The organism is Pseudomonas poae (assembly GCF_001439785.1).
Taxonomy (GTDB): Bacteria; Pseudomonadota; Gammaproteobacteria; order Pseudomonadales; family Pseudomonadaceae; genus Aquipseudomonas; species Aquipseudomonas poae.
Genome location: NZ_JYLI01000002.1, coordinates 302,064 through 327,538, shown reverse-complemented (window position 1 = coordinate 327,538; position 25,475 = coordinate 302,064). Strand labels below are relative to the sequence as shown.

22 protein-coding genes are annotated in these 25,475 nt (G+C 62.0%); 9 read left to right on the top strand and 13 right to left on the bottom strand.

The features are described 5' to 3' along the window. Positions 1–7 precede the first annotated feature (7 nt). The 5 genes from TU75_RS03185 to TU75_RS03165 all read right to left on the bottom strand — a co-directional run bounded on the left by TU75_RS03185 (position 8) and on the right by TU75_RS03165 (position 6,831). A complete protein-coding gene (locus TU75_RS03185) occupies positions 8–3,025 on the bottom strand; it encodes a sarcosine oxidase subunit alpha (protein ID WP_060548178.1) in 3,018 nt (1,005 codons plus the stop codon). After that, positions 3,022–3,324 (bottom strand): sarcosine oxidase subunit delta, encoded by a 303-nt coding sequence (locus tag TU75_RS03180; RefSeq protein WP_003234437.1) that lies wholly within the window; start codon positions 3,322–3,324, stop codon positions 3,022–3,024. The genes TU75_RS03185 and TU75_RS03180 overlap by 4 nt, the downstream gene beginning before the upstream one ends. A gap of 15 nt (positions 3,325–3,339) precedes the next feature. Further along, entirely contained in the window at positions 3,340–4,590 is a 1,251-nt protein-coding gene (locus tag TU75_RS03175) for a sarcosine oxidase subunit beta (RefSeq protein WP_003234439.1), read from the bottom strand. 22 nt (positions 4,591–4,612) lie between these two features. Then, entirely contained in the window at positions 4,613–5,866 is a 1,254-nt protein-coding gene (glyA, locus tag TU75_RS03170) for a serine hydroxymethyltransferase (protein WP_003234441.1), read from the bottom strand. A gap of 236 nt (positions 5,867–6,102) precedes the next feature. Next, complete coding sequence (locus TU75_RS03165) at positions 6,103–6,831, bottom strand: TraX family protein (protein ID WP_060548177.1); 729 nt, start codon at positions 6,829–6,831, stop codon at positions 6,103–6,105. Between the two features lie 90 nt (positions 6,832–6,921). Here TU75_RS03165 and TU75_RS03160 point away from each other — a divergent pair, with 90 nt between their 5' ends. Continuing rightward, on the top strand, positions 6,922–7,962 hold the full coding sequence (locus TU75_RS03160) for a threonine aldolase family protein (RefSeq protein WP_060548176.1): 1,041 nt from the start codon (positions 6,922–6,924) through the stop codon (positions 7,960–7,962). 120 nt (positions 7,963–8,082) lie between these two features. On the opposite strand, the gene gbcB is transcribed toward TU75_RS03160, so the two are convergent. Next, the gene (gene gbcB, locus TU75_RS03155; protein WP_003234447.1) at positions 8,083–9,183 is read right to left on the bottom strand and encodes a glycine-betaine demethylase subunit GbcB; all 1,101 of its coding nucleotides are present in this window, start codon (positions 9,181–9,183) and stop codon (positions 8,083–8,085) included. 282 nt (positions 9,184–9,465) lie between these two features. Between gbcB and gbcA the strand changes: the two genes are divergently transcribed. Beyond that, on the top strand, positions 9,466–10,761 hold the full coding sequence (gene gbcA / locus TU75_RS03150) for a glycine-betaine demethylase subunit GbcA (protein ID WP_015373135.1): 1,296 nt from the start codon (positions 9,466–9,468) through the stop codon (positions 10,759–10,761). A gap of 551 nt (positions 10,762–11,312) precedes the next feature. Here the strand turns inward: gbcA and etfB are convergent. The 6 genes from etfB to TU75_RS03120 form a co-directional block, all read right to left on the bottom strand. After that, positions 11,313–12,083 (bottom strand): electron transfer flavoprotein subunit beta, encoded by a 771-nt coding sequence (gene etfB, locus TU75_RS03145; RefSeq protein ID WP_060548175.1) that lies wholly within the window; start codon positions 12,081–12,083, stop codon positions 11,313–11,315. A 10-nt stretch (positions 12,084–12,093) separates the two neighbouring features. Next, positions 12,094–13,314 carry an electron transfer flavoprotein subunit alpha gene (gene etfA, locus TU75_RS03140; RefSeq protein ID WP_060548174.1) on the bottom strand — a complete coding sequence of 407 codons (1,221 nt, stop codon included), beginning with the start codon at positions 13,312–13,314 and terminating at the stop codon, positions 12,094–12,096. Beyond that, the gene (gene dgcB, locus TU75_RS03135) at positions 13,314–15,257 is read right to left on the bottom strand and encodes a dimethylglycine demethylation protein DgcB (RefSeq protein ID WP_060548173.1); all 1,944 of its coding nucleotides are present in this window, start codon (positions 15,255–15,257) and stop codon (positions 13,314–13,316) included. Before dgcB ends, etfA begins: the two co-directional genes overlap by 1 nt. 167 nt (positions 15,258–15,424) lie before the next feature. Then, positions 15,425–17,485, bottom strand: a complete 2,061-nt coding sequence (dgcA, locus tag TU75_RS03130; protein WP_003234456.1) for a dimethylglycine demethylation protein DgcA — start codon at positions 17,483–17,485, stop codon at positions 15,425–15,427. Positions 17,486–17,500: 15 nt separating this feature from the next. Continuing rightward, positions 17,501–18,031 carry a DUF5943 domain-containing protein gene (locus TU75_RS03125; protein WP_003234458.1) on the bottom strand — a complete coding sequence of 177 codons (531 nt, stop codon included), beginning with the start codon at positions 18,029–18,031 and terminating at the stop codon, positions 17,501–17,503. A gap of 52 nt (positions 18,032–18,083) precedes the next feature. Further along, entirely contained in the window at positions 18,084–19,061 is a 978-nt protein-coding gene (locus TU75_RS03120; RefSeq protein WP_015373138.1) for a dipeptidase, read from the bottom strand. 221 nt (positions 19,062–19,282) lie between these two features. On the opposite strand from TU75_RS03120, the gene TU75_RS03115 reads away from it, so the two are divergent. Both TU75_RS03115 and TU75_RS03110 read left to right on the top strand, forming a co-directional pair. After that, the gene (locus TU75_RS03115; RefSeq protein WP_003234461.1) at positions 19,283–19,684 is read left to right on the top strand and encodes a lysozyme inhibitor LprI family protein; all 402 of its coding nucleotides are present in this window, start codon (positions 19,283–19,285) and stop codon (positions 19,682–19,684) included. Positions 19,685–19,724: 40 nt separating this feature from the next. Beyond that, positions 19,725–20,141: a DUF3010 family protein gene (locus tag TU75_RS03110; RefSeq protein ID WP_060548172.1), complete on the top strand. Its 417-nt coding sequence runs from the start codon at positions 19,725–19,727 to the stop codon at positions 20,139–20,141. 84 nt (positions 20,142–20,225) lie between these two features. On the opposite strand, the gene TU75_RS03105 is transcribed toward TU75_RS03110, so the two are convergent. Continuing rightward, the gene (locus tag TU75_RS03105; RefSeq protein WP_060548171.1) at positions 20,226–21,170 is read right to left on the bottom strand and encodes a GlxA family transcriptional regulator; all 945 of its coding nucleotides are present in this window, start codon (positions 21,168–21,170) and stop codon (positions 20,226–20,228) included. A 192-nt stretch (positions 21,171–21,362) separates the two neighbouring features. Between TU75_RS03105 and TU75_RS03100 the strand changes: the two genes are divergently transcribed. The 5 genes from TU75_RS03100 (at position 21,363) to TU75_RS03080 (ending at position 25,460) form a co-directional block, all read left to right on the top strand. Beyond that, positions 21,363–22,301, top strand: coding sequence for a choline ABC transporter substrate-binding protein (locus tag TU75_RS03100; RefSeq protein ID WP_060548170.1), 939 nt, complete (start codon positions 21,363–21,365; stop codon positions 22,299–22,301). Positions 22,302–22,373: 72 nt separating this feature from the next. Beyond that, the gene (cdhC, locus tag TU75_RS03095; RefSeq protein WP_060548169.1) at positions 22,374–23,261 is read left to right on the top strand and encodes a 3-dehydrocarnitine:acetyl-CoA trimethylamine transferase CdhC; all 888 of its coding nucleotides are present in this window, start codon (positions 22,374–22,376) and stop codon (positions 23,259–23,261) included. A 138-nt stretch (positions 23,262–23,399) separates the two neighbouring features. Next, a complete protein-coding gene (locus TU75_RS03090) occupies positions 23,400–24,365 on the top strand; it encodes an L-carnitine dehydrogenase (protein WP_060548168.1) in 966 nt (321 codons plus the stop codon). 116 nt (positions 24,366–24,481) lie between these two features. Next, complete coding sequence (locus TU75_RS03085) at positions 24,482–24,973, top strand: thioesterase family protein (protein ID WP_003234467.1); 492 nt, start codon at positions 24,482–24,484, stop codon at positions 24,971–24,973. Positions 24,974–25,196: 223 nt separating this feature from the next. Next, positions 25,197–25,460, top strand: a complete 264-nt coding sequence (locus TU75_RS03080) for a hypothetical protein (RefSeq protein ID WP_003234468.1) — start codon at positions 25,197–25,199, stop codon at positions 25,458–25,460. The last annotated feature ends 15 nt before the right edge of the window (positions 25,461–25,475 follow it).

Here is a 25,475-nt window from a genome sequence, read left to right as displayed (position 1 = left end):
CGGTCTATCAGATGTTCTGCCGATCCCCTTTCGGATCAAAGAACACCGAAGACACAATCTCCGCCTCGATCACGCTGCCATCCGCCTGCGGCGAGAACACCCGCTCGCCGATGCGCTTCAAGCCGCCCTTGACCACACCCATGGCAAACGAATAACCCAGGGAGTTGTGTGCATAACTTGAGGTGACGTGGCCGACCATTTTCATCGGGATCGTCTGCTTGGCATCCAGCACAAGCTGCGCGCCTTCAGGCAGCCACACGTTCGGATCAATCGGCTTGAGCCCCACCAGTTGCTTGCGCTCTTCACGCACGCAGTCCTCACGGTTCATGCCGCGCCAGCCGATCCACGAGAACGGTTTGGTGCGCCCTACGCACCAGCCCATGTTCAGGTCGTCCGGCGTCATCGAGCCATCCGTGTCCTGGCCGACGATGATGAAGCCCTTCTCGGCGCGCAGTACGTGCATGGTCTCGGTGCCGTACGGGGTCAGGTTGTACTTTTTCCCGGCCTCGACGATTTTTTCCAGCACGCCCATGGCGTAGTCGGCCTGCACGTTGACTTCGTACGACAGCTCACCGGTAAACGAGATACGGAACACCCGCGCCGGTACGCCGCCGACCAGGCCTTCCTTCCAGGTCATGAACGGGAAGCCGTCCTTGTCCAGGTCGATGTCGGTCACTTCACTCAACAGCTTGCGGCTGTTGGGGCCGGACAAGGTCATGGTCGCCCAGTGGTCGGTAACCGAGGTGAAGTACACCTTGAGGTCCGGCCATTCGGTCTGCTGGTAAATTTCCAGCCACTGAAGAACGCGGGCCGCGCCGCCGGTGGTGGTGGTCATCAGGAAGTGGTTATCGGCCAGACAGGCAGTCACGCCGTCGTCGAAAACCATGCCGTCTTCCTTGCACATCAGGCCGTAGCGCGCCTTGCCCACGTCGAGCTTGGTCCACGCATTGGTGTAGATGCGGTTGAGAAACTCGCGGGCATCCGGGCCTTGAATGTCGATCTTGCCCAGGGTAGACGCGTCCAACAGGCCGACGCTGTCGCGCACGGCCAGGCATTCACGCTTTACCGCCGCGTGCAGGTCTTCACCGTTGCGCGGGAAGTACCACGGGCGTTTCCACTGGCCGACGTCTTCAAACTCGGCGCCGTTCTTCACGTGCCAGGCTTGCAGCGCGGTGTAGCGCACCGGCTCGAAGATGTGCCCACAGTGGCGCCCGGCGATGGCGCCGAAGGTGACCGGCGTGTAGTTGGGGCGGAACATGGTGGTGCCCATCTGCGGGATGGTCACGTTCAGCGAGCGCGCGGCAATCGCCAGGCCGTTGACGTTACCCAGCTTGCCCTGGTCGGTGCCGAAGCCCAGCGCGGTGTAGCGTTTGACGTGCTCGACCGACTCGAAGCCCTCGCGGGTCGCCAGTTCGATGGCGGCAGCGGTGACGTCGTTCTGCAGATCGACAAACTGCTTGGGCGCCCGTGCAGTGGCTTTGTCGTGGGGCACCTGGAACAGCGCCAGAGTCGGCTCTTCCAGACGGCTCAAGGCTTTGGGCAAGGTGCCTTCCACCGGCGCAAACCCGGCTTCGCTGGCCGCGCGCACGCCGCCTTCAAAACCGTCGGCCAACGAATCGCCAAGACCATAGACGCCATTGATACCGCCCACGCACACGCGTTTCTGCGGTGCTTCGCCCGGCACGAAACCGAGGATGTCTTCGCGCCAGGTCGGCTTGCCGCCCAGGTGCGAGGCCAGGTGCACCACCGGGCTGTAGCCACCGGAGCTGGCGACCAGATCACAGTCCAGCCATTCGCCGGGGCTGCTGACTTTGTGCGCTTTCACATCAATCGCGGCCACGCGGGCAGCGGCGACGTGCTTGCTGCCACGGGCCTCGATCACGGCGCTGCCGGTGAGGATACGAATGCCCTTGGCGCGGGCTTCTTCCACCAGCGCGCCGCCTGGGTTGTGGCGCGCATCGGCCACGGCGACTACTGTGAGGCCGGCGTCGAACCAGTCCAGCGCCACGCGGTAGGCGTGGTCGTTGTTGGTCGACAGCACCAGTTTCTTGCCCGGTGCCACGCCGTAGCGGCGCACGTAGGTCGACACCGCACCCGCGAGCATATTGCCCGGCACATCGTTGTTGCCGTACACCAGCGGACGCTCACACGCACCGGTGGCAAGCACCACACGCTTGGCACGTACACGGTGAATACGCTGACGCACCACGCCGATCGGCGCACGGTCACCGAGGTGGTCGGTGAGGCGTTCGTGAATGGTCAGGAAGTTATGGTCGTGGTAGCCGTTGACCGTGGCGCGTGGCAGCAGCACCACGTCCGGCAGGGCTTTGAGCTCGGCGATGACGCTGGCGACCCATTCTGCAGCCGGCTTGCCGTCGAGGCTTTCGCGCGAATCGAGCAATGAGCCGCCGAACTCTTCCTGCTCGTCGGCGATGATCACGCGGGCACCGCTGCGTGCAGCCGCCAGTGCAGCGGCCAGGCCGGCAGGGCCTGCGCCCACGACCAGCACGTCGCAGTGACGGTTGACGTTGTCGTAGGTGTCCGGGTCGTTCTCGGTCGGCGAGCGGCCAAGGCCAGCCGCCTTGCGGATGTACTTCTCGTAGGTCATCCAGAACGATTGCGGGTACATGAAGGTTTTGTAGTAGAAACCCGGCGGCATCAGCTTGCCGCCGACCTTGCCGAGAATGCCCATCATGTCGTTGTTCACGCTCGGCCAGCCGTTGGTGCTGGTGGCGACCAAACCTTGATACAGCGCCTGTTGCGTGGCGCGCACGTTAGGGATTTGCGTGGCTTCGGTGGCGCCGATCTGCAGCACCGCGTTCGGCTCTTCGGCGCCGGCGGCAAAGATGCCGCGAGGGCGCGAATACTTGAAGCTGCGGCCGATGATGTCGACGCCATTGGCCAGCAGGGCTGCGGCCAGGGTGTCGCCTTCAAAGCCCTTGTAGCTCTGGCCGTTGAAGGTAAACGTCAGGACCTTGTTGCGGTCGATGCGGCCACCGTTGGACAGGCGATTGATCTGGCTCATACCTTCTCTCCAGAGGCCTTGGCGGTGAATTGTGGCTGCTCACCGATCTTGTAGGTTTCAAGGATTTCGTAGGTCACGGTGTCGCGGGTGGCGTTGAAGTACTGACGGCAACCGGCGGCGTGGATCCACAACTCGTGGTGCAGGCCACGGGGGTTGTCGCGGAAGAACATGTAGTCGCCCCACTCGGCATCGGTGCAGGCGTTCGGGTCCAGCGGGCGCGGGATGTGCGCCTGGCCGGACGCGTGGAATTCCTCTTCGGAGCGCAGTTCGCCACAGTGAGGACAGAAGATATGCAACATAGGAAATTTCTCCTGTTAGTGGGCGACGGCCGCAGCGCCGTGTTCGTCGATCAACGCACCGTTGTGGAAACGGTCGATGGAAAACGGTGCCGCCAACGGGTGCATTTCACCCTTGGCGAGGCTCGCGGCAAACACGTTGCCTGAGCCCGGCGTGGCCTTGAAGCCACCGGTGCCCCAACCGCAGTTGAAGAACATGTTCGGTACCGGGGTCTTGGAGATGATCGGGCAGGCGTCCGGCGTGGTGTCGACGATGCCGCCCCACTGGCGGTTCATGCGCACCCGCGACAGCACCGGGAACATCTCGACGATGGCCTGGATGGTGTGTTCGATCACCGGGTACGAACCGCGCTGGCCGTAGCCGTTGTAGCCGTCGATACCGGCGCCGATCACCAGGTCGCCCTTGTCGGACTGGCTGATGTAACCGTGCACGGCGTTGGACATGATCACGCTGTCGATAATCGGCTTGATCGGCTCGGACACCAGTGCTTGCAGCGGGTGGGATTCGACTGGCAGACGGAAGCCCGCCAGCTTGGCCATGTGCCCGGAATTACCTGCGGTCACTACACCGACGCGCTTGGCGCCGATAAAGCCCTTGTTGGTTTCCACGCCGATGCACACACCGTTTTCCTTGCGAAAGCCGATCACTTCGGTCTGCTGGATCAAGTCCACGCCGAGTGCGTCAGCCGCACGGGCAAAGCCCCACGCCACGGCATCGTGACGGGCCACGCCGCCGCGCCGTTGCACGGTGGCGCCCAGCACCGGGTAGCGGGTGTTTTTTGAGCAGTCGAGGTATGGAATCTCGTCGGCCACTTGTTTGGCGTTGAGCAGCTCGCCGTCCACGCCGTTGAGGCGGTTGGCGCTGACGCGGCGCTCGGAATCGCGGATGTCTTGCAGGGTGTGGCACAGGTTGTAGACGCCGCGCTGGGAGAACATCACGTTGTAGTTCAGGTCCTGGGACAGGCCTTCCCACAGTTTCATCGCGTGTTCGTACAGGTGCGCCGACTCGTCCCACAGGTAGTTGGAACGCACGATGGTGGTGTTGCGCGCGGTGTTACCGCCGCCCAGCCAGCCTTTTTCGACCACGGCCACGTTGGTGATGCCGTGTTCCTTGGCCAGGTAGTAGGCGGTCGCCAGACCATGCCCGCCACCGCCGACGATGATCACGTCGTAGACCTTTTTCGGGGTCGGCGTACGCCACATCTTCTGCCAGTTTTCGTGATGGCTGAGGGAGTGCTTGAAGAGGCCGAAGCCCGAGTAGCGTTGCATAGTCATTACTCCAAAACCGCGCTCAGCGATAAACCGGGAAATCAGCGCACAGGGCAGACACGTGCTTGGCCACGTTGGCCTCGACGTCGGCATCGCCGAGGTTGTCGAGGATGTCGCAGATCCAGCCGGCCAACTCGACACACTGCGCAACCTTGAAACCACGCGTGGTCACCGCCGGGGTGCCGATGCGCAAGCCCGAGGTCACGAACGGCGACTGCGGGTCATTCGGCACGGCGTTCTTGTTGACGGTGATGTGGGCGCGACCGAGGGCGGCATCGGCGTCTTTGCCGGTGAGGCCCTGACGGATCAGGCTGACCAGGAACAAGTGGTTGTCGGTGCCACCGGAGACCACGTCATAACCGCGTTTGATAAACACGCCGGCCATGGCCTGGGCGTTGTCGATCACTTGTTGCTGGTAGACCTTGAAGCCAGGCTCGGCCGCTTCCTTGAAGCACACCGCCTTGCCGGCGATCACGTGCATCAGCGGGCCGCCCTGGGCGCCAGGGAATACGGCGGCGTTGAGTTTCTTCTCGATGGCTTCGTTGGCCTTGGCCAGGATCAAGCCGCCACGTGGACCGCGCAGGGTCTTGTGAGTGGTGGTGGTGACCACGTCGGCGTAGGGCAGCGGGTTTGGATACAGGCCGGCGGCGACCAGGCCGGCGACGTGGGCCATGTCGACGAACAGCAGCGCGCCGACTTTGTCAGCAATGGCACGAAAGCGCGGGAAATCCAGGGTCTTGGAGTAGGCCGAGAAACCGGCCACGATCATTTTCGGCTGGCACTCGACGGCCAGGCGCTCGACTTCGTCGTAGTCGATCAGGCCGGTGTCGGTGTTGATGCCGTACTGCACCGCGTTGTACAGCTTGCCCGAAGACGACACTTTGGCGCCGTGGGTCAGGTGACCGCCGTGGGCCAGGCTCATGCCCAGGATGGTGTCGCCGGCATTGATCAGCGCCAGGTACACGGCGCTGTTGGCGGACGAACCGGAGTGTGGCTGCACGTTGGCGTAATCGGCGCCGAACAGCTGCTTGGCGCGCTCGATGGCCAGGGCTTCGACCTTGTCCACATGCTCGCAGCCGCCGTAGTAGCGCTTGCCCGGGTAGCCTTCGGCGTATTTGTTGGTGAGGCCGCTGCCTTGAGCTTGCATCACACGTTTGCTGGTGTAGTTCTCCGACGCGATCAGCTCGATATGATCTTCCTGACGCTGCTCCTCGGCATTCATCGCCGCCAACAGTGCGTCGTCATATCCCTGGATCTGGTCTTGTTTGCTGAACATCGCGTCTCTCCCAGCCTTTCGTATTGTTGAGGCCCGTGCAGGGCCCTTTGATGCGATGGTAGGGCTGGGGCGTGCAGGTCAAATGCCTGCGCACGCCACGCAAAGGTGCGTTTACGACATGGACCGAAGAATGTGCAAACGCTTGCGTGGGAGCTGGCTTGCCTGCGATGGCATCGCTGCGGTGCAACTGGCAGACCGAGGTGTCTGCATCGCAGGCAAGCCAGCTCCCACAGGGGTTAGGCGATGATCTGGCGGATAAGTAGCAGCAGCAAGAAATGCAGTGGATATAAGGCATAGGCCCAACGCCGCATCGCTGGTGGCGAGACATTTTTGGCATGTCGCAACAAGACCAAACCCACCAATGGCGCAATCAGGCATGCTGCCAACCCCAACAGCGCCACCGGCGTGCCGCTATCAAGCAAAATCTGCCATTGGTTGGCAGCAACACAAACCAAGCCTGGAAGCACACTGAAATACCAAGGGCGACTGAACACCAGCAACATCGCCAAGGGCAGCAACACGCCGAAAAAGCCGAACATCAAATGCGTCGAAAACACCGCCGCAATACTGAGTGCTATCAGCGCCAAACCTCGATAAAAAAGCGCCTTTTGCTGCCATCCTCGGGCAGCCAGCAAACCTAACGCCAAGGTCGGCAGCACATTCAACGTATCGGCGTCCTCGATAAATAGCCGATATGGCACTTCGCTGATCACGCTGAACAGCAGCAACCAACCCAAGTAGCGCCAATGGCCGGTCACCGGTGCGTAACGAACGCGATGCAAATTAGCCGCAATCGCCAGGCAAAACCACGGGAACGCCAGGCGTCCCGGCACATACAGCCCATCCAGGCTCAAACCGACGTAGCGCAGGTGGTCGAGTACCATGCTCAGCAGCGCCAGCCACTTGAGCAGATCCAGACTGCCATCACGGACGCGTCCGACAGGCGTAGTGTGAGTACCGTGCATAATTCCCCAGTGACTTTGCATTTACAGCGCGTGCGCACCCCGGCCGATGTTGGGTAAAGTGCGCACCAACATCGACCACAGGAACGGGCCATGACCGACAAGAGCCAACAATTTGCCAGTGACAACTATTCCGGCATCTGCCCGGAAGCCTGGGCCGCCATGGAACAAGCCAACCAGGGCCATCAGCGCGCCTACGGTGATGATGAATGGACCCATCGCGCCGCCGACGGTTTCCGCAACCTGTTCGAAACCGACTGCGAAGTGTTCTTTGCCTTCAACGGCACCGCCGCCAACTCGCTGGCGCTGTCGTCCTTGTGCCAGAGCTACCATAGCGTGATTTGTTCGGAAACCGCCCACGTCGAAACCGACGAATGCGGCGCGCCGGAGTTTTTCTCCAACGGCTCCAAGCTGCTCACCGCGCGTACCGAAAACGGCAAGCTGACCCCGGACGCGATCCGCGAGATCGCCCTCAAGCGCCAGGACATTCACTACCCCAAGCCGCGCGTGGTCACGCTCACACAAGCCACTGAAGTGGGCAGCGTGTACACACCCGACGAAATCCGTGCCATCAGCGCCACTTGCAAGGAACTGGGCCTGAACCTGCACATGGACGGCGCACGCTTCGCCAACGCCTGCGCCTTCCTCGGCTGCTCACCGGCCGACCTGACCTGGAAAGCCGGGGTGGACGTGCTGTGCTTTGGCGGCACCAAGAACGGCATGGCGGTGGGTGAGGCGATCCTGTTCTTCAACCACGCACTGGCCGAAGACTTCGACTACCGCTGCAAACAGGCGGGCCAGCTGGCGTCGAAAATGCGCTTTCTCTCCGCGCCCTGGGTGGGCTTGCTGGAAAACGACGCGTGGCTCAAGCACGCCCGTCACGCCAACCACTGCGCACAGCTGCTGAGCAGCCTGGTGGCGGATATTCCCGGCGTGGAGTTGATGTTCCCGGTGCAGGCCAACGGCGTGTTCCTGCAACTCTCGGAACCGGCGATTACGGCGCTGACGGCCAAGGGCTGGCGGTTCTACACCTTCATCGGCAAAGGTGGCGCGCGGTTCATGTGTGCGTGGGATACCGAGGAAGAGCGTGTGCGTGAATTGGCTGCAGACATACGCGAAGTCATGAACGCCTGAGAACCAATGTGGGAGGGGGCTTGCCCCCGATAGCAGTCTTTCAGTCAATGCATCAGTGAGTGTTCCACTGCCATCGGGGGCAAGCCCCCTCCCACATTTGAACACTGTGTATCTGGGCGATCAGAACTCGATCCGCACATCCCCTTTAGGCACGCTGCAGCACGACAGGATGTAACCCTCGGCTTCGTCTTCTTCGGTGATGCCGCCGTTGTGCTCCATCTCTACCTCCCCGCCCAGCTTCATCACTTTGCACGTGCCGCAGATGCCCATGCCGCAGGCCTTCGGAATCAGCAGGCCCAGCTTGGCTGCTGCTGCATGCACGGTTTCGCCGGGAGCGACGCGGATGCTCTTGCCCGAAGCGATGAATTCCACCTGATGCAGGTCTGCCAGATCGACTTCCGGCGCGTCGGCGGCTTGTTCGGCTTGCTCGACCGCGTCGGCGCGGGCTTCCGGCGGCGTGGCGCCGAACGATTCTTCGTGATACCGCGTCATGTCGAACCCGGCCGCTTCCAGCAGGCGCTTCACCGCGCTCATGTACGGCGTTGGGCCGCAACAGAACACTTCACGCTCGAGGAAGTCCGGCACCATCAACTCGAGCATCTTGTGGTTCAGGTAGCCGCGATAACCCGCCCACGGTTCGCCCAGCCCATGCTTCTCGCAGATCAGGTGCAGGCTGAAGTTGTCGATCCGCGACGCCATGTGCTCCAGCTCGCGGTGGTAGATGATGTCTTTGGGCGAGCGCGCGCTGTGGACGAAAGTCATGTCCACATTGGCATTGGTGTCGTAGAACCAGCGCGCCATGGACATCACCGGCGTGATGCCGACACCACCGCTCAGGTACAGTACTTTGGGGCTGGGAAAGTCGATGGCGTTGAACAGCCCGACCGGTCCGTGCACCGCCAGCTCCTGCCCTTCATGCAGAGTGTCGTGCAGCCAGTTGGACACCCGGCCGCCCGGCACGCGCTTGATGGTCACCGAAAAACTGTAGGGCACCGACGGCGAACTGGAGATGGTGTAGGAGCGCATGATCGGCTGGCCTTCGATTTCCAGCTCCAGGGTGACGAACTGCCCCGGCTTGAAAAAGAACAGAATCGGCTGGTCGGCCATGAAGCAGAAGGTGCGCACGTCCCAGGTTTCCTGGATGACTTTGACGCAACGGACGATGTGCCGACCATTGGCCCAGGTCTGGGTCGTTACCGGATTCAGGAAATTGTTGGACATGCTTATTCTCCGTAGCCGTAGGTCGGCCTGATGGTGGCGATTCTGCGTAACGCCGGAACCACCCACTTACCTATCTGCGACATTCACATACTTACGGCGACCAGCCCCCAACGACAGGGGGTTGCGCGTCGGGATCAGATTGGGCCATGTCGCCCATGGATAAGGTTCGCCGCAACGCCGGCCCCACACTCACGCCCAACAAGACACTTTCTTTACGCCTTGCCTTGCAACAACCGTAGCCACTTTCACCGGCCACACAGAATGGCCTTGAGGACACACACGATGGACGTCACCGCAACCTTAAGCTTGGGCGATCCGCTGGAACCCGCACGCAAGGCCACCGCGCAAATGCTGCACGAGCGTGAGCGCACCTTTTCCCTGCCGCAGCCGTTTTACTCTGATGAGCGGTTGTTTGATATCGACATGCAGGAGATCTTCCAGAAAGAGTGGTTGATCGCCGGCATGACCTGCGAAATCCCCGCCAAGGGCAACTACTTGACCCTGCAGATCGGCAAGAACCCGATCATCGTGATCCGTGGCGCCGAAGGCGTGGTGCATGCGTTCCACAACGTGTGCCGTCACCGTGGCTCGCGTCTGTGCACCAGCGACAAGGGCAAGGTCGCCAAGTTGGTGTGCCACTACCACCAGTGGACTTATGAGCTCGATGGCCGTCTGCTGTTCGCCGGCACCGAGATGGGCGCCGATTTCGACATGAAGCAGTACGGTTTGAAGCCGGTGAACGTGAAGACCGCCGGCGGCTACATCTTCATCAGCCTGGCTGAAAACCCGCCGGCCATCGATGACTTCCTGTCGACGCTGAACCACTACATGGAACCCTACGACATGGAAAACACCAAGGTGGCGATCCAGACCACCTTGTTCGAAAAAGCCAACTGGAAGCTGGTACTGGAAAACAACCGCGAGTGCTATCACTGCAACGCGTCGCACCCGGAACTGCTGAAAACCCTGCTGGAATGGGACGACGTCACCGACCCACGGGCCGACCAGGCGTTCAAGGACCACGTCGCCGCCTCGGCCGCCGCCTGGGACGCCGAGAAAATCCCCTATGCCCACGCCAGCTTCGGCCTGCGCAACCGTATCGTGCGCATGCCGCTGCTCAAGGGCACCGTGTCGATGACCCTCGACGGCAAACAGGGCTGCGCCAAGCTGATGGGCCGCATCAAGAACCCGGACCTGGGCTCGATGCGCATCCTGCACTTGCCACACTCCTGGAACCACTGCATGGGCGACCACATCATCGTGTTCACCGTGTGGCCGATCAGCGCCCAGGAAACCATGGTCACCACCAAGTGGATCGTGCACAAGGATGCCGTGGAAGGTGTGGACTACGACGTCGACCGCATGCGCCAAGTGTGGGATGCCACCAACGACCAGGACCGTCGCCTGGCCGAAGAGAACCAGCGCGGCATCAACTCCACGGCCTACCAGCCAGGCCCGTACTCCCAGACCTATGAGTTTGGTGTGGTGAACTTCGTGGATTGGTACAGCGAGCGGCTGCTGAACAACCTCGGCGCGGCGCCAGCACCTTATCTCAAGGGTGTGGCGGCACACGAGTAACGCTTTAACTGTCTGGGTTCTGCGCTGTACAAAAAACAACCAGAACCCTGACAACCCCCACCTGCCCTGCCCTCCAGCCATTGCCCAACAACTTATCCACAGAGCCACCCACAGCAATTGTGGGCAACTGGTGTTTTTCTCTGAAATAAACTCAAGAAAATCCGTGACTTATTCAAAGTCAGAGGTTTTATCCGCTATTGGTTGTTTTTTGATCTAAAGCCTGCAAGCCACGGTTTATATGGGGTGCAGAGGAACGCAAACACCTTATCCACAGAAGCGCCAACAGACTTTGGGGGCAACTTTGGGGTGTCTGTGGAAAAGCGCGTGCGGGTGAGTAAAACCGAGGGTTTCAGCGGGATTTGGAGGGGAAAAGCCAGCATTGATCATTTTTTAAACATAACGCTACACGCCTTTATTTACGTAGCTTGCAGCGGACAGCAAACATCTTATCCACACGCAGGCTAACAGGCATTGTGGGTAAACCGGACACACCAAAAAACACTGTGGGAGGGGGCAAGTCGAATCGTCGCACCGCCCCTCCCACATTGTGTTTAGCGTACAACGCCTTCTTCTATGAGCAGCTTGAGGATGGCTTCGGCGCCGGCCTCAGGGCTGAGGCCCTTGAGCACTTGCCCACCGCCCCCACTGGCCTTGGCCGTCGCCGCCTTCATACGGTCCGCGCCGCTCTTGGCCTTGATCACCTTGAGGCGCTTGGGCCGTGGCTTGGCCGGTTGCAGCACCGCGCCTGTGAATAACTCGTCTTCTTCGATTTCAACCTCATGGGCCGCCAGCTCGCCGCGCTGCGCCGGGCCGTAAGCGCTTTGCCGTGGCTTGGGCGCCGCGTTATCCACAGTCGCCAGAAACGGCAGGCGCACTTTCAAGCGGCGCCGCTGGCCACGGGGCAAGGCTTGCAGCACATGGGCCACACCGCCGTCGATGGACTCAACCTGCGCGAGGCCCACAATCAGCGGCCAGCCCAATTGCTCGGCCAGCAGGAACGGCAGCATCCCCGAGCCTTCGCCGGTCTCCGCCTGGCTGCCGGTAAGCACCACCTGGGCGCCGGCATCGCGTAAATAATCACTGAGCACCGGCAGCGCATCGGCGCCGGCCGGCTGCTCCAACACGTGCAACTGCGGCAACCCCATGCCCAGGTAGCTGCGCAAGGTCGGTTCCTGAATATTGCCGGCGTGCAGCACCTGCAACTTATCCCCAGCCAGTTGCAGGCCCAGTTCGACGGCGCGGGCGTCCTGCTCGGCGCGGCGCGCGCGCCCTGAGGTGGGGTGGGCGCCGATGGACACCAGGCTGATTACATTGGTCGTCATGGCCATATCCTTAAGCTGCATCGCGCTTGGCGCCATTGCGGTAGGTGTCGACCGCAACGATCAAGGCTTGCAGAATCGCGGCGCTTTCGCCGATCACTGACAGGTCGGCCCGCTTGATCATGTCGCAACCCGGATCGAGGTTGATCGCCACCACCTTGTCGCAGGCACCGATGCCCTGCAGATGCTGGATCGCCCCGGAAATACCCACGGCCACATACACCCGCGCCGTGACCCAGGTGCCGCTGGCGCCGACCTGGCGATCCCGCGCCATGAAGCCATCGTCCACCGCCACTCGGGATGCGCCTTCGGTGGCGCCGAGTGCGGCGGCGGTCTGGTGAAACAGCGCCCAGTCCTTGACCCCATTGCCGCCGGAGAAAATGAATTCGGCTTCGGCCATGGGAATCGCCGCCGGATCCACCGCCACCGCGCCCAAATCTTCGATACGTGGCAGGCTGCGCGCCAGGGTTGTGGATAACTCCACGGGTAACACTTCATGCCGTGTGTCGCTGACCGGTTCAGCGCATTCCACAGCGGCGAGAATCAGGCGCGGCACCGGTCGCGCCACATCCTGCTGGCCCGCGCCGGCACGGCCGATGCACTGTTCGTCCTTGACCTGCCACACACGCGTGGCCGGACGCTCCTTGAGGCTGGCGGCAAAGCGTCGGCCCAGCTCACCGCCGCCGCTACGGCTGTCGGGCAGCAACCAGTGACGTGGGTTGAACTGGTTATCCACAGCACGCAGGCCCTGCACCCGTTGCTCCGGTGAATAACCGTCGAATTCGGAACCGTCCAGCACCAGCAGGCGGTCGACGCCAGCCGTGGCGAAGGCGCTTTCCTTGTGCTCGCCAAACACCACGGCCAGCACCGCGCCGTCGTGGCCGGCCAGTTGCCGCGCCAGGCCGAGCAAGTCGCGGTCGTGACTGCTCAGGCGGCCGCCGACCATGTCTGGCACCACGTTGATGTAAAACGCAGGCTCGGCAATCCGGTGCAACGGCAACTGCACGTCCACTGCCGCCGTCCGCTTGGCCGCGCCGCCCTGCTGGGCGCCGCTGCGGTCGATGCGCTTGATGCCGTTGGGGCCAATAAAGCCCACGCCATGCACGTTCTTGCGCATGACGCCGTTCGGGCCCATCCAACTCTGCTGCGCAGGCTGCATGGCCGCGTGCAAGGGATGCAGGCGGTTGCGGGCGATCCATTCGGCCCGTGGGTCGCGGCGGATAATGTCGCTCATCAATGCACCTCCGCAGGTTCACGTTTTAAAGGGGCTTTGGTCGGTGCCGCGTCTTCCAGCAACGCGTCAGCCACCAATTCGGCGATGTCCTTGATCAGCGGCCGCGGTTCGACCACGCCTTCAAGCATCGCCGTGCATTGCGGGCAGCCCACGGCGACCAGTTCGGCGCCGGTCTCGCGAATGTCGTCCATGCGCATGTCCGGGATCCGTTGCTTGCCGGGAATGTCAGTGATCGGCGCACCGCCACCGCCGCCGCAACAGCGTGAGCGAAAGCCCGAGCGTTGCATCTCCTTGACCTCGATGCCCAGCGCACGCAGCACCTGACGCGGCGCCTCGTACTCGCCGTTATAGCGGCCCAGGTAGCAAGGGTCGTGGTAAGTCACGCTGTTGCCCTTGTGCTGGCCCAGGTTAAGTGCGCCCGCGTCGATCAGTTCGGCCATGAAGGTGCTGTGATGCTGCACCTGATAGTTGCCATTGAAGGCGCCGTATTCGTTTTTGAGTACTTGGAAACTGTGCGGGTCGCAGGTGACGATGCGCTTGAAGCAGTACTTTTCCAGCGTCTGGATATTGCGTGTCGCCAGCAACTGGAAGGTCGCTTCGTCGCCCAGGCGTCGAGCCACGTCGCCGCTGTCGCGTTCTTCCAGGCCGAGCACGGCGAAGTCCACCTTGGCGGCCTTCAGCACTTTGACGAAGGCACGCAGGGTGCGCTGGTTGCGCATGTCGAAGGCGCCGTCGCCGACCCAGAACAGCACATCGCAGCTGGCCTTTTCGCTGAGCAGCGGCAGGTTCAGGTCCGCCGCCCAGTTGAGGCGACCGCCTGGGGCGAAACCACCGGGGTTGTCGGTGGCGATCAGGTTTTCGAGTACTTCAGCGCCCTTGTTCGGCGTGGCGCCCTTTTCCAGGGTGAGGTGGCGGCGCATGTCGACGATGGCATCCACGTGCTCGATCATCATCGGGCACTCTTCCACGCAGGCGCGGCAGGTGGTGCACGACCACAGGGTCTCGGCGTCCACCAGGCCGTTGACGATGGGTTGATGGGGGTTGCCGCTGTGTTCGCCCACCGGTTTGCCTGGATAGGGGCTGCCGGCGAATTTTGCATCGGTGCCACCCGCCAGGCCGACCACCATGTCCTGGATCAGCTTTTTCGGGTTCAGCGGTTGGCCGGCGGCAAAGGCCGGGCACGCCGCTTCGCACTTGCCGCACTGCACGCAGGCGTCGAAACCGAGCAGTTGGTTCCAGGTGAAATCCTTGGGCTTTTCCACGCCCAGGGGCACGCTTTTGTCCGTCAGGTCCAGTGGCTTCAAGCCGGTGGAGCGCCCGCCGCCAAAGCGTTCGGCGCGGCGGTGCCAGGCCAGGTGCAGGGCACCGGCGAAGGCGTGTTTCATCGGGCCGCCCCAAGTCATGCCGAAGAACATCTCGGACACGCCCCACGCCACGCCCACACTCAGCAGCGCGGCCAGCAGCCAGCCGCCGAAGTCGGCGGGCAGAATCCCGGCCACCGGCAAGGTGACGAGGAAAAAACTCACCGAGAACGCCAGCAGGCTTTTTGGCAGGCGCATCCACGGGCCTTTCGACAGGCGTGCAGGCGGGTTGCGGCGACGCAGGTACATAAAGATGGCGCCGACAAACATCAAGGTCGAGGCCAGCAGTAAGGCGTAGCCGAGAATGCGATTTTGCAGGCCAAACCCGTGCACCACGATCGCCAGCAGCGCCGACAGCACAAAGCCCAGCGCCGTGGCGACGTGGGTGTTGGCGATGTATTTGTCGCGGGCGACCACGTGGTGCAGGTCGACCATGTAGCGCTTGGGCATGGCCAGCAGGCCGCCGAGCAGGTCGACCTTGGATGCGCGGCCACGGCGCCACATGTTTGCCCGGCGCAGGGCGCCGAGGACGGCAAGGCCCAGGGCGGCGAAAAGCAGGATGGGAAGAAGGGTGTTCAACATGGTGAAGCTCCCAAAGACCACACGGGACTTGCATGGAAACCGGTTTAATGTGGGAGCTGGCTTGCCTGCGATGGCATCGCCTCGGTATCACTCAACACCGAGTCGCCTGCATCGCGGGCAAGCCCGGCTCCCACATTGACCGGTTTCCACATTGGTTCAGTGTTGGATCAGAAATCCTTGCACAAGCGCAGGGCGTCATAGATGGCGGCATGGGTATTTCGCTGCGCCACACAGTCACCGATGCGGAACAGCAAGTACCCCTCGCCCGCTTCGCTCAAGCAAGGCTGCGGCTTGATCGCAAACAAGGCTTCGACGTCGATCTGGCCCTTGTTGCGCGATCCTTCCTTGAGCCCGTAGTAAATGGCTTCGTCCGGACGCACACCGTTCTCCACCACCACCTGGTCCACCACCCGCTCCTCTTTGGCGCCGGTGTATTCGTTCTCCAGCACTGCCACCAGCTTGTCGCCCTCGCGGTAGACCTTTTCCAGCATCATGTCGCCGGTCATGATCACTTCTTTGGGGTACATGCTGCGGTAGTAGGTGGGGAATGACGTGCCGCCAATCGCTACGCCCGGCTTGATGTCGTCGGTGACGATCTCCACCTGGCAGCCCTTGTCGGCCAAAAAGTCCGCCACCGACATGCCGGTGAATTCACAGATGGTGTCGTAGACCAGCACGTTCTTGCCCGGCGCTACCTTGCCGTCGAGTACGTCCCAGCTGCTCACCACCAGGCCTTCGGCGGCGCCCCAGTGTTCGTTCTGCTCGATAAACGGATGCCCGCCCACCGCCAGCACTACCACGTCAGGGCGCAGGTCGAGAATGGTGTCGGCGTCGGCGGCCACGCCCAGGCGCAGGTCGACTTTCAAGCGCGCCAGCTCCAGCTGGAACCAGCGGGTGATACCGGCAATCTGGTCACGCTGCGGCGCTTTGGACGCGGTGGTGATCTGCCCGCCGATGAATTCCTTCTTCTCGAACAGAGTCACGTCGTGGCCACGTTCGGCCGCCACGCGCGCGGCTTCCATCCCGGCAGGGCCGGCACCCACTACCACGACTTTGCGCTTGGGCCCGGTGGATTTTTCGATGATGTGCGGCACGCCCATGTATTCACGGGAGGTGGCGGCGTTCTGGATGCACAGCACGTCCAGCCCCTGGTACTGGCGGTCGATGCAATAGTTGGCGCCCACGCACTGCTTGATCTGGTCGATCTGGCCCATCTTGATCTTGGCGATCAGGTGCGGGTCGGCGATGTGTGCACGGGTCATGCCGACCATGTCCACGTAGCCGCCTTCGAGGATGCGCGTGGCCTGGTTAGGGTCCTTGATGTTCTGTGCGTGCAGCACCGGAACCTTGACCACTTCCTTGATGCCGGCCGCCAGGTGCAGGAATGGCTCCGGCGGGTAGCTCATGTTGGGGATCACGTTGGCCAGGGTGTTGTGGGTATCGCATCCCGAGCCCACCACGCCGATGAAATCGAGCATGCCGGTGTCGTCGTAATACTTGGCGATCTGCTTCATGTCTTCGTGGGACAGGCCGTCCGGGTGGAACTCGTCGCCGCACAGGCGCATGCCCACGCAGAAGTCGTCGCCCACTTCGGCGCGCACGGCCTTGAGCACTTCCAGTCCGAACTTCATGCGGCCTTCAAAAGTGCCGCCCCATTCATCGGTGCGCTTGTTGACGCGCGGGCTCCAGAACTGGTCGATCATGTGCTGGTGCACGGCAGACAGTTCCACCCCGTCCAGGCCACCGGCCTTGGCACGGCGCGCGGCCTGGGCGTAATTACCGATCACGCGCCAGATTTCTTCCGGCTCGATGGTCTTGCAGGTGGCGCGGTGCACTGGCTCGCGCACGCCGGACGGCGACATCAGGGTCGGCCAGTTGAAACCGTCCCAGCGCGAGCGACGGCCCATGTGGGTAATCTGGATCATGATCTTGGCGCCATGCTTGTGCATGGCGTCGGCCAGGTTCTGGAAGTGCGGGATGATGCGGTCGGTGGACAGGTTCACCGAGCTCCACCATTCCTGCGGGCTGTCGATGGCCACTACCGAGGAGCCGCCGCAGATTGCCAGGCCGATACCGCCCTTGGCTTTCTCTTCGTAATACTTCACATAGCGGTCAGTGGTCATGCCGCCGTCGGTGGCATACACCTCGGCGTGGGCGGTACTGAGCACGCGGTTGCGGATGGTCAGTTTGCCGATCTGAATCGGCGCGAACATTGCTTCGAAAGCCATGGCACGGTCCTCGGCTTACAACGGCTTGACGGTGAACAAGCCATCTTCGTGACCCTCTTCGGAGCCTCCGTAGACTTGTTCGGCCACAGTGCGAATCTTGCTGCCACGGGCTTGCAGGATCTGGTCCATGGCGCCGGCAAACCAGCCGGTGAACATGTAGTCCACTTTGCGCCCGACCTTGCCATACACGTAGACGAAGGCCGAGTGTTCCAGCTTGACGCTGGCGGTGCCTTTGTCCAGATCGATGTCCTGGATCTTGAACAGGCCCCAGCCGCGTTGCGACAGGCGCTTCATGTAGTGCTCGAACACGGCGACGCCTTCCAGGCCGTGGCATTCGGCTTCCTTTTCACACCAGTGCCAGGCGGATTTGTAGCCGGCCTTGTAAAGGATCTCGGCGTAGGCGTCGGCGCCCAGCACTTCTTCGATACCCATGTGGTTGTTGACGAAGAAATGACGCGGCACGTACAGCATCGGCAGGGCGTCGGAGGTCCAGACACCGGTTTCGCTGTCGACTTCGATAGGCAATTGCGGGGCGATCTTGGCCATGGAAACTTAACTCCAGAAAAATTCGTAGTGGTGTAGCCGGTGGGTGTCTGGCTTATTCGCCCCAGACGTCCTTCAAGACGTTGACCCAGTTCTCGCCCATGATCTTGCGCACCACGCGTTCGCTGTGGCCGCGTTTGAGCAGGGTCTCGGTGAGGTTGGGGAATTCGCCCACGGTGCGGATGCCCAGCGGGTTGATGATCTTGCCGAAGCTGGTCAGGCGGCGGGCGTAGCCCTTGTCATGGGTCAGCATTTCGAAGAAATCCTGGCCGTGGCCCTGGGTGAAGTCGGTGCCGATACCGATGGCGTCTTCGCCGACGATGTTCATGGTGTATTCGATGGCTTCGGCATAGTCGTCGATGGTCGAATCGATGCCCTTGGCCAGGAACGGCGCGAACATGGTCACACCGACAAAACCGCCATGGTCGGCAATGAACTTGAGTTCTTCATCGGACTTGTTGCGCGGGTGCTCTTTAAGGCCGGACGGCAGGCAGTGGGAGTAGCACACCGGTTTTTTCGATTCGAGGATGACTTCTTCGCTGGTCTTGGAGCCGACGTGGGACAGGTCGCACATGATGCCGACGCGGTTCATCTCGCCGACGATCTCACGACCAAAACCGGACAGGCCGCCGTCGCGCTCGTAGCAGCCGGTGCCCACCAGGTTCTGGGTGTTGTAGCACATCTGCACCACACCCACGCCGAGCTGCTTGAAGATCTCGACGTAGCCCAGTTGGTCTTCAAAGGCGTGGGCATTCTGGAAGCCGAAGATGATGCCGGTCTTGCCCTGCTCCTTGGCTTTACGGATATCGGCGGTGGTTTTTACCGGGATCACCAGGTCGCTGTTCTCGCGGATCAGGGTCTGGCTGGCCACGATATTGTTGATCGTGGCCTGGAAGCCTTCCCACACCGACACCGTGCAGTTGGCGGCGGTGAGGCCACCCTTGCGCATGTCTTCGAACAGGTCGCGGTTCCACTTGGCAATAATCAGACCGTCGATAACGATGCTGTCGGCGTGCAACTCGGCTGGGCTCATCAGGCGTCCCCTTGTTTTGGCGATTCATGCGCCGAATCGTCTGCCGGCGCTTTGGGGCCAGCATATGCCCCGGGGCTGAACGGACCGGGTGCAAAAACGACAGGGGAATTGCCGAAAGCGTCAATCCGCGACAAAGGCTGTACAGACACGCCTGACTGGCGGCTGTTCTTTGTCTTACGCTTGAGCCAGAATCCGGCCATCACCTGATATGAGACGGCGCAATGAAATCGATTTTCCTGGCTTTGGCACTCATCGCAACCGGCGTCCACGCCGCCGAAGACACCGACAGCACGCCGTGCGACGGCATCGAAAACGACCAGCAGACCCTGGCCTGCGCCACCTACAACAAGACCACCGCCGAGCAATTGCTCAAGGACAACTATCAGGGCCTGCTCGATCGCATGGGTTCGACCTACGGCAGCGACAAGACCAAACTGGCCGACATTACCGCCCGTCTGAAGGACGCCCAGCAGAAATGGGAAAAACTGCGCGACGCCGACTGCGCCGTGGACACCTTCCCGGCGGTAACCGGCAGCAAGGCGTATGCGATTGCGCAGAATGATTGCCTGGCGCGGATGAGTGATGAACGGTCAGAGTTTTTGGAGTCGATTGGGCAGGAATAAGCGACAATCTGCGCCAACTTGATCTCATCCAGGGCTATTCATGACTATTTGCGGCATCGAAATCAAAGGCAGCGAAGCCATCATCGCGGTCGCCTCACTGGATAACCAGGCGCTGACCCATGTGGCCCTCTCCACCAAGAAAATCGCGCTGGAAGATGACGATGAAGCCGCCAACGTCAAAGCCTTCGCCGCCCAGGTGCAGGCGTTTGTGCAGGCCAACGCCATCAGCCGCATCGCGATCAAGAAGCGCAGCAAGAAAGGCGAGTTTGCCGGTGGCCCGACCACGTTCAAGATTGAAGGGGTGTTTCAGTTGCTGGACGGGGTTGAGGTGACGCTGCTGTCGCCGCAGACCATCAATGCGCAGAACAAGAAACACACCTTTGAGTTGCCGGCGACGCTGAACAAGTATCAGCATGAGGCCTACAAAGCCGCGTGCTCTGCCCTGGTGAAAAAATAAGCAACAACACATTTGGCCACTTTTATACCCAATTATGGAAACGGCTATAAATTATGGTCGCGACTATAATTGACTAAAAAATGATCAAACCACCTCTCGTCGCCGATCCTCTCTTGGGCACTTGGCAAACCGCGCTCTGTAGCTACGGGTGAAATACGACGGCGACTCAAACCCGCACGCAATGCTCACCTCCAGCACACTCATGCCGCTCTGGCGCAGCAGTTGCCGGGCTTTTTCCAGGCGCAGGCCGAGGTAGAAGTTGCTCGGGGTATCGTTCAGGTGCAGGCGAAACAGGCGTTCCAGTTGGCGGCGCGTCACCTTGATGGCTTCGGCCAAGGCCAGTGTGCTCAGCGGCGGTTCGGTGTGTTGCTCCATCTCGCCGATGACCTGCACCAGTTTCTTGTTGTTGATGCCGTAGCGCGTGGCGATCTGCATGCGCTGGTGGTCTTTGCGCGGGCGGATGCGGCCGAGCACGAACTGTTCGGAGACCTGGATCGCAAGGTCGGGGCAGTGGGCCTGGGCGATCAGGTCGAGCATCAGGTCGATGGAGGCGGTGCCGCCGGCGCAGGTGATGCGGCGGCGGTCGATTTCGAACAGCTCCTGGGTCACGCTCAGGTGCGGGTACGACTCTTTGAAGGCATCGATGGCTTCCCAGTGCAGCGTCACGCGGTGACCGTCCAGCAAGCCTGCTTCAGCCAGCACGCAGGCGCCGGTGTCGATGGCGCCCAGGGTCACGCCGTCATGGTCGAGGCGGCGCAGCCAGTGTTCCAGGGCGGGCGTGGCGAACTGCAGCGGTTCGAAGCCGGCCACCACCAACAGCGTCGCGCCTTTGTTCAGCGGTTCCAGCGCGGCGTCGGCGTTGACCGACATGCCGTTGCTCGCCAGCACCGCACCGCCGTCGGCGCTCAGTATGTGCCAGCGGTACAGCTCGCCGCGAAAGCGGTTGGCCACCCGCAGCGGTTCCAGCGCGGAGATGAAGCCGATGGCGGAGAAGCCGGGCATCAGCAAGAAGTAGACATCCTGGGACATGGTGGCGCGCTCGTCGGCAGGCTAAATGGCACTGTGATACTCCCGTTGCCGGGCGGTTTCAAGGGGGTAGGTCGCTGCAGTGCAAGCACCGGTCGCCGCTGTGCGTTTTGTGCGCGCCGAAGATCCGTAACGTGGCGTCACGGTGCACAAAGACGCCGGCCCCCACAATAACGAGCTGCCGAGGCCCCCACCATGAAACGACAGATCAGCCGCTATGCGCTCGCCCTGAGCGCCCTCTTGAGTACCCACGTGTTCGCGGCCGACGCAGCGTCCTGCCAGAACGTGCGCATGGGCGTGGTGAACTGGACCGATGTGATCGCCACCAGCGCCATGACCCAGGTGCTGCTCGATGGCCTCGGCTACACGACCAAGCAGACCAGCGCCTCCCAGCAGATCATCTTCGCCGGCATCCGCGACCGGCGCCTGGACCTGTTCCTGGGCTACTGGAACCCGCTGATGACCCAGACCATCACGCCGTTCGTTGACGCCCAGCAGGTCAAGGTCCTCGACAAACCCTCGCTGGAAGACGCTCGCGCCACCCTCGCCGTGCCGACGTACCTGGCCGACAAGGGCCTGAAAACCTTCGCCGACATTGCCAAATTCGAAAAAGAACTGGGCGGCAAGCTCTATGGCATCGAGCCAGGCTCGGGCGCCAACACGCAGATCAAGGCGATGATCGCCAAGAACCAGTTCGGCCTGGGCAAGTTCCAACTGGTGGAATCCAGCGAAGCCGGCATGCTCGCTGCCGTCGACCGCGCGGTGCGTCGCAAGGAAGCCGTGGTGTTCTTCGGCTGGGCGCCGCACCCGATGAACGTCAACATTGCCATGACTTACCTCAGCGGCAGCGACGACGCCCTGGGGCCGAACGAGGGCATGGCAAGCGTGTGGACCGTCACCTCGCCGACCTATGCCCAACAGTGCCCCAACGTGCACAAGCTGCTGACTAACCTGACCTTCACCGCCACCGACGAGAGCCGGATGATGCAGCCGCTGCTGGATCACAAGGATCCTCTCGCGTCCGCCCGGCAGTGGCTCAAGGACCACCCGCAGGACCAGGCACGCTGGCTCGAAGGCGTGACCACCTTCGACGGCAAACCGGCTGCGGCCAATCTGCAACTGACCGGTCAATAACCCGTTTGCAATCACCGTTTCGCGGTCGCTTTCGACCGCGAACGGACCACCACGCCTGTAAGGAACCGCACCATGAACCACGACGTCATCATCACCTGCGCACTCACCGGTGCTGGCGACACGACCAGCCGCAGCCCCCACGTGCCGATCACCCCCAAACAGATCGCCGCCGCAGCGGTGGAGGCCGCCAAGGCCGGCGCCACGGTGGTGCACTGTCACGTGCGCGACCCGCACAGCGGCAAGTTCAGCCGCGACGTGGCGCTGTACCGCGAAGTCATGGAGCGCATCCGCGAAGCCGATATCGACATCATCGTCAACCTCACCGCCGGCATGGGCGGCGACCTGGAGATCGGCGGCGGCGAGAATCCGATGGCGTTCGGCCCCAACACCGACCTGGTCGGCCCGTTGACCCGCCTGGCCCACGTCGAACAACTGCTGCCGGAGATCTGCACCCTGGATTGCGGCACCCTCAATTTCGGCGACGGCGACACCATTTACGTGTCCACTCCGGCGCAATTGCGCGCGGGTGCAAAACGCATCCAGGAGCTGGGCGTCAAGGCAGAGCTTGAGATCTTCGACACCGGCCACCTGTGGTTCGCCAAGCAACTGATCAAGGAAGGCCTGCTCGACAACCCACTGTTTCAACTGTGCCTGGGCATCCCGTGGGGCGCGCCGGCCGACACCACCACCATGAAAGCCATGGTCGACAACCTGCCGGCCGACGCGGTGTGGGCCGGCTTCGGCATCGGCCGCATGCAGATGCCGATGGCGGCGCAGGCGGTGTTGCTGGGTGGCAATGTGCGGGTCGGATTGGAAGACAACCTGTGGCTGGACAAGGGCGTGCTGGCCACCAACGGCCAGCTTGTGGAACGCGCGAGTGAAATCCTCAGCCGGCTGGGCGCCCGTGTCATGACCCCGGCAGAAGGGCGAATCAAGATGGGCCTGACCAAGCGCGGCTAACTCAGACACCACAGAACCCTGTGGGAGCCGGGCTTGCCCGCGATAGCGGTACATCTGCACCGAATACTTCAACTGGAACACCGCTATCGCAGGCAAGCCAGCTCCCACATTGATCACCGAACGCCTTAGGAATTTGACATGAGCTTTATCACTGAAATCAAAACCTTCGCCGCCCTCGGCAGCGGTGTTATCGGCAGCGGCTGGGTGTCCCGCGCCCTGGCCCACGGCCTCGATGTGGTGGCCTGGGACCCGGCGCCCGGCGCAGAAGCCGCCCTGCGCAAACGCGTCGCCAATGCCTGGGGCGCCCTGGAGAAACAGGGCCTGGCACCGGGTGCGTCACAGGATCGCCTGCGCTTTGTCGCCACTATCGAAGACTGCGTAAAAGACGCCGACTTCATCCAGGAAAGCGCCCCGGAACGCCTGGCGTTGAAACTGGAGCTGCACAGCAAGATCAGCGCAGCCGCCAGGCCCGATGCATTGATCGGGTCCAGCACCTCGGGCCTGTTGCCGAGTGAGTTCTACGAGGGCTCGACCCACCCGCAGCGTTGCGTGGTTGGGCACCCGTTCAACCCGGTGTATCTGCTGCCGCTGGTGGAAGTGGTCGGCGGCAAAAACACCGCGCCTGAAGCCATCCAGGCCGCGATTCAGGTGTACGAAAGCCTCGGCATGCGCCCGCTGCATGTGCGCAAGGAAGTCCCCGGGTTTATCGCCGACCGCCTGCTCGAAGCGCTGTGGCGTGAGGCGCTGCACCTGGTGAATGACGGCGTGGCCACCACTGGTGAGATCGACGATGCGATTCGCTTTGGCGCCGGGTTGCGCTGGTCGTTCATGGGCACGTTTCTTACTTACACCCTGGCGGGTGGCGATGCCGGTATGCGGCACTTCATGGCGCAGTTCGGCCCGGCGCTGCAATTGCCGTGGACCTACCTGCCCGCGCCGGAATTGACCGAAAAGCTGATCGACGATGTGGTCGACGGCACCCGCGATCAATTGGGTAAACACAGCATTTCGGCGCTGGAGCGCTATCGTGATGATTGCCTGCTGGCGGTGCTTGAAGCGGTGAAAACCACCAAGGCAAAACACGGTATGACCTTCGCCGAATAACCCAATGTGGGAGCGGGCTTGCTCGCGAACGCGGTGTGTCAGGCAACTAATTGGCTACTGATGTACCGCATTCGCGAGCAAGCCCGCTTCCACATTTTTGACCGAGTACAAAGCCCATGCCGCTACTGAAAACCTACACCACCAAGATCCAACCCGCCTGGGTGGACTACAACGGCCATTTGCGCGACGCGTTCTACCTGCTGATTTTCAGCTACGCCACCGACGCGTTGATGGACACGCTGGGTCTGGACAGCGACAACCGTGATGCCAGCGGTCACTCGTTATTCACCCTGGAGCTGCACCTGAACTACTTGCACGAAGTCAAACTCGGCGCCGAGGTGCAGGTGCACACCCAACTGATCGCTTTTGATGCCAAGCGCCTGCACCTCTATCACAGCCTGCACCTGATCGAAGAGGAAAAAGCACTGGCCGGCAACGAACAGATGCTGCTGCATGTCGACCTGGCTGGCCCGCATGCGACGCCGTTCAGCGAAGCCACACTGGCAAGACTCATGGAGCTCAGCGCCGGGCAGAAAGACCTTCCCACGCCTGCCCTGCTGGGCCGGGTGATCGGTTTGCCAACAAAAAAAGCCCCGAACCAGCCGTGACGGGATCGGGGCAGAGGTGCCTTGTGTGAGCCTGCATCCCGAGGGTGACCAAACCGTCAAGCTGCTTGCCTGGGTGCAGTGTGCCGGTTCATGGACCTGGCACCTGGCCCCAAAGCGACACGCTCATAGCCATCCGAGGCATTCGGGCATTCTGCCCTTGCCGACCGGTCGAGGGCCTACCAGAATCCGAGTCAATCCAGCTCCGTTAACCAGGGTAAACGTCATGATGCACGCTGATTTGATTGACCAGGATGACCTGCTGAGCCAGCTGCGCTCGCTGGGTTTCGAGGTGTCCAGCGGCGCCAGCGCCGAGCAGGCCTGCGAGTGTGCGGTGCGCGGCTTGAGTGAAGCCCGGGCGAAGGCACTCAAGGGGATGGTCGAGCAGATGTATGGCGGCAGTGCGACTATCCTGCCGGCGGTGAGGCAGGCGATTGACAAGCAGTTGTTGCCGGCCTTGATGCAGTTCAAACAGAACGCCAGCGCCTGACAGAGCGCTATCGGG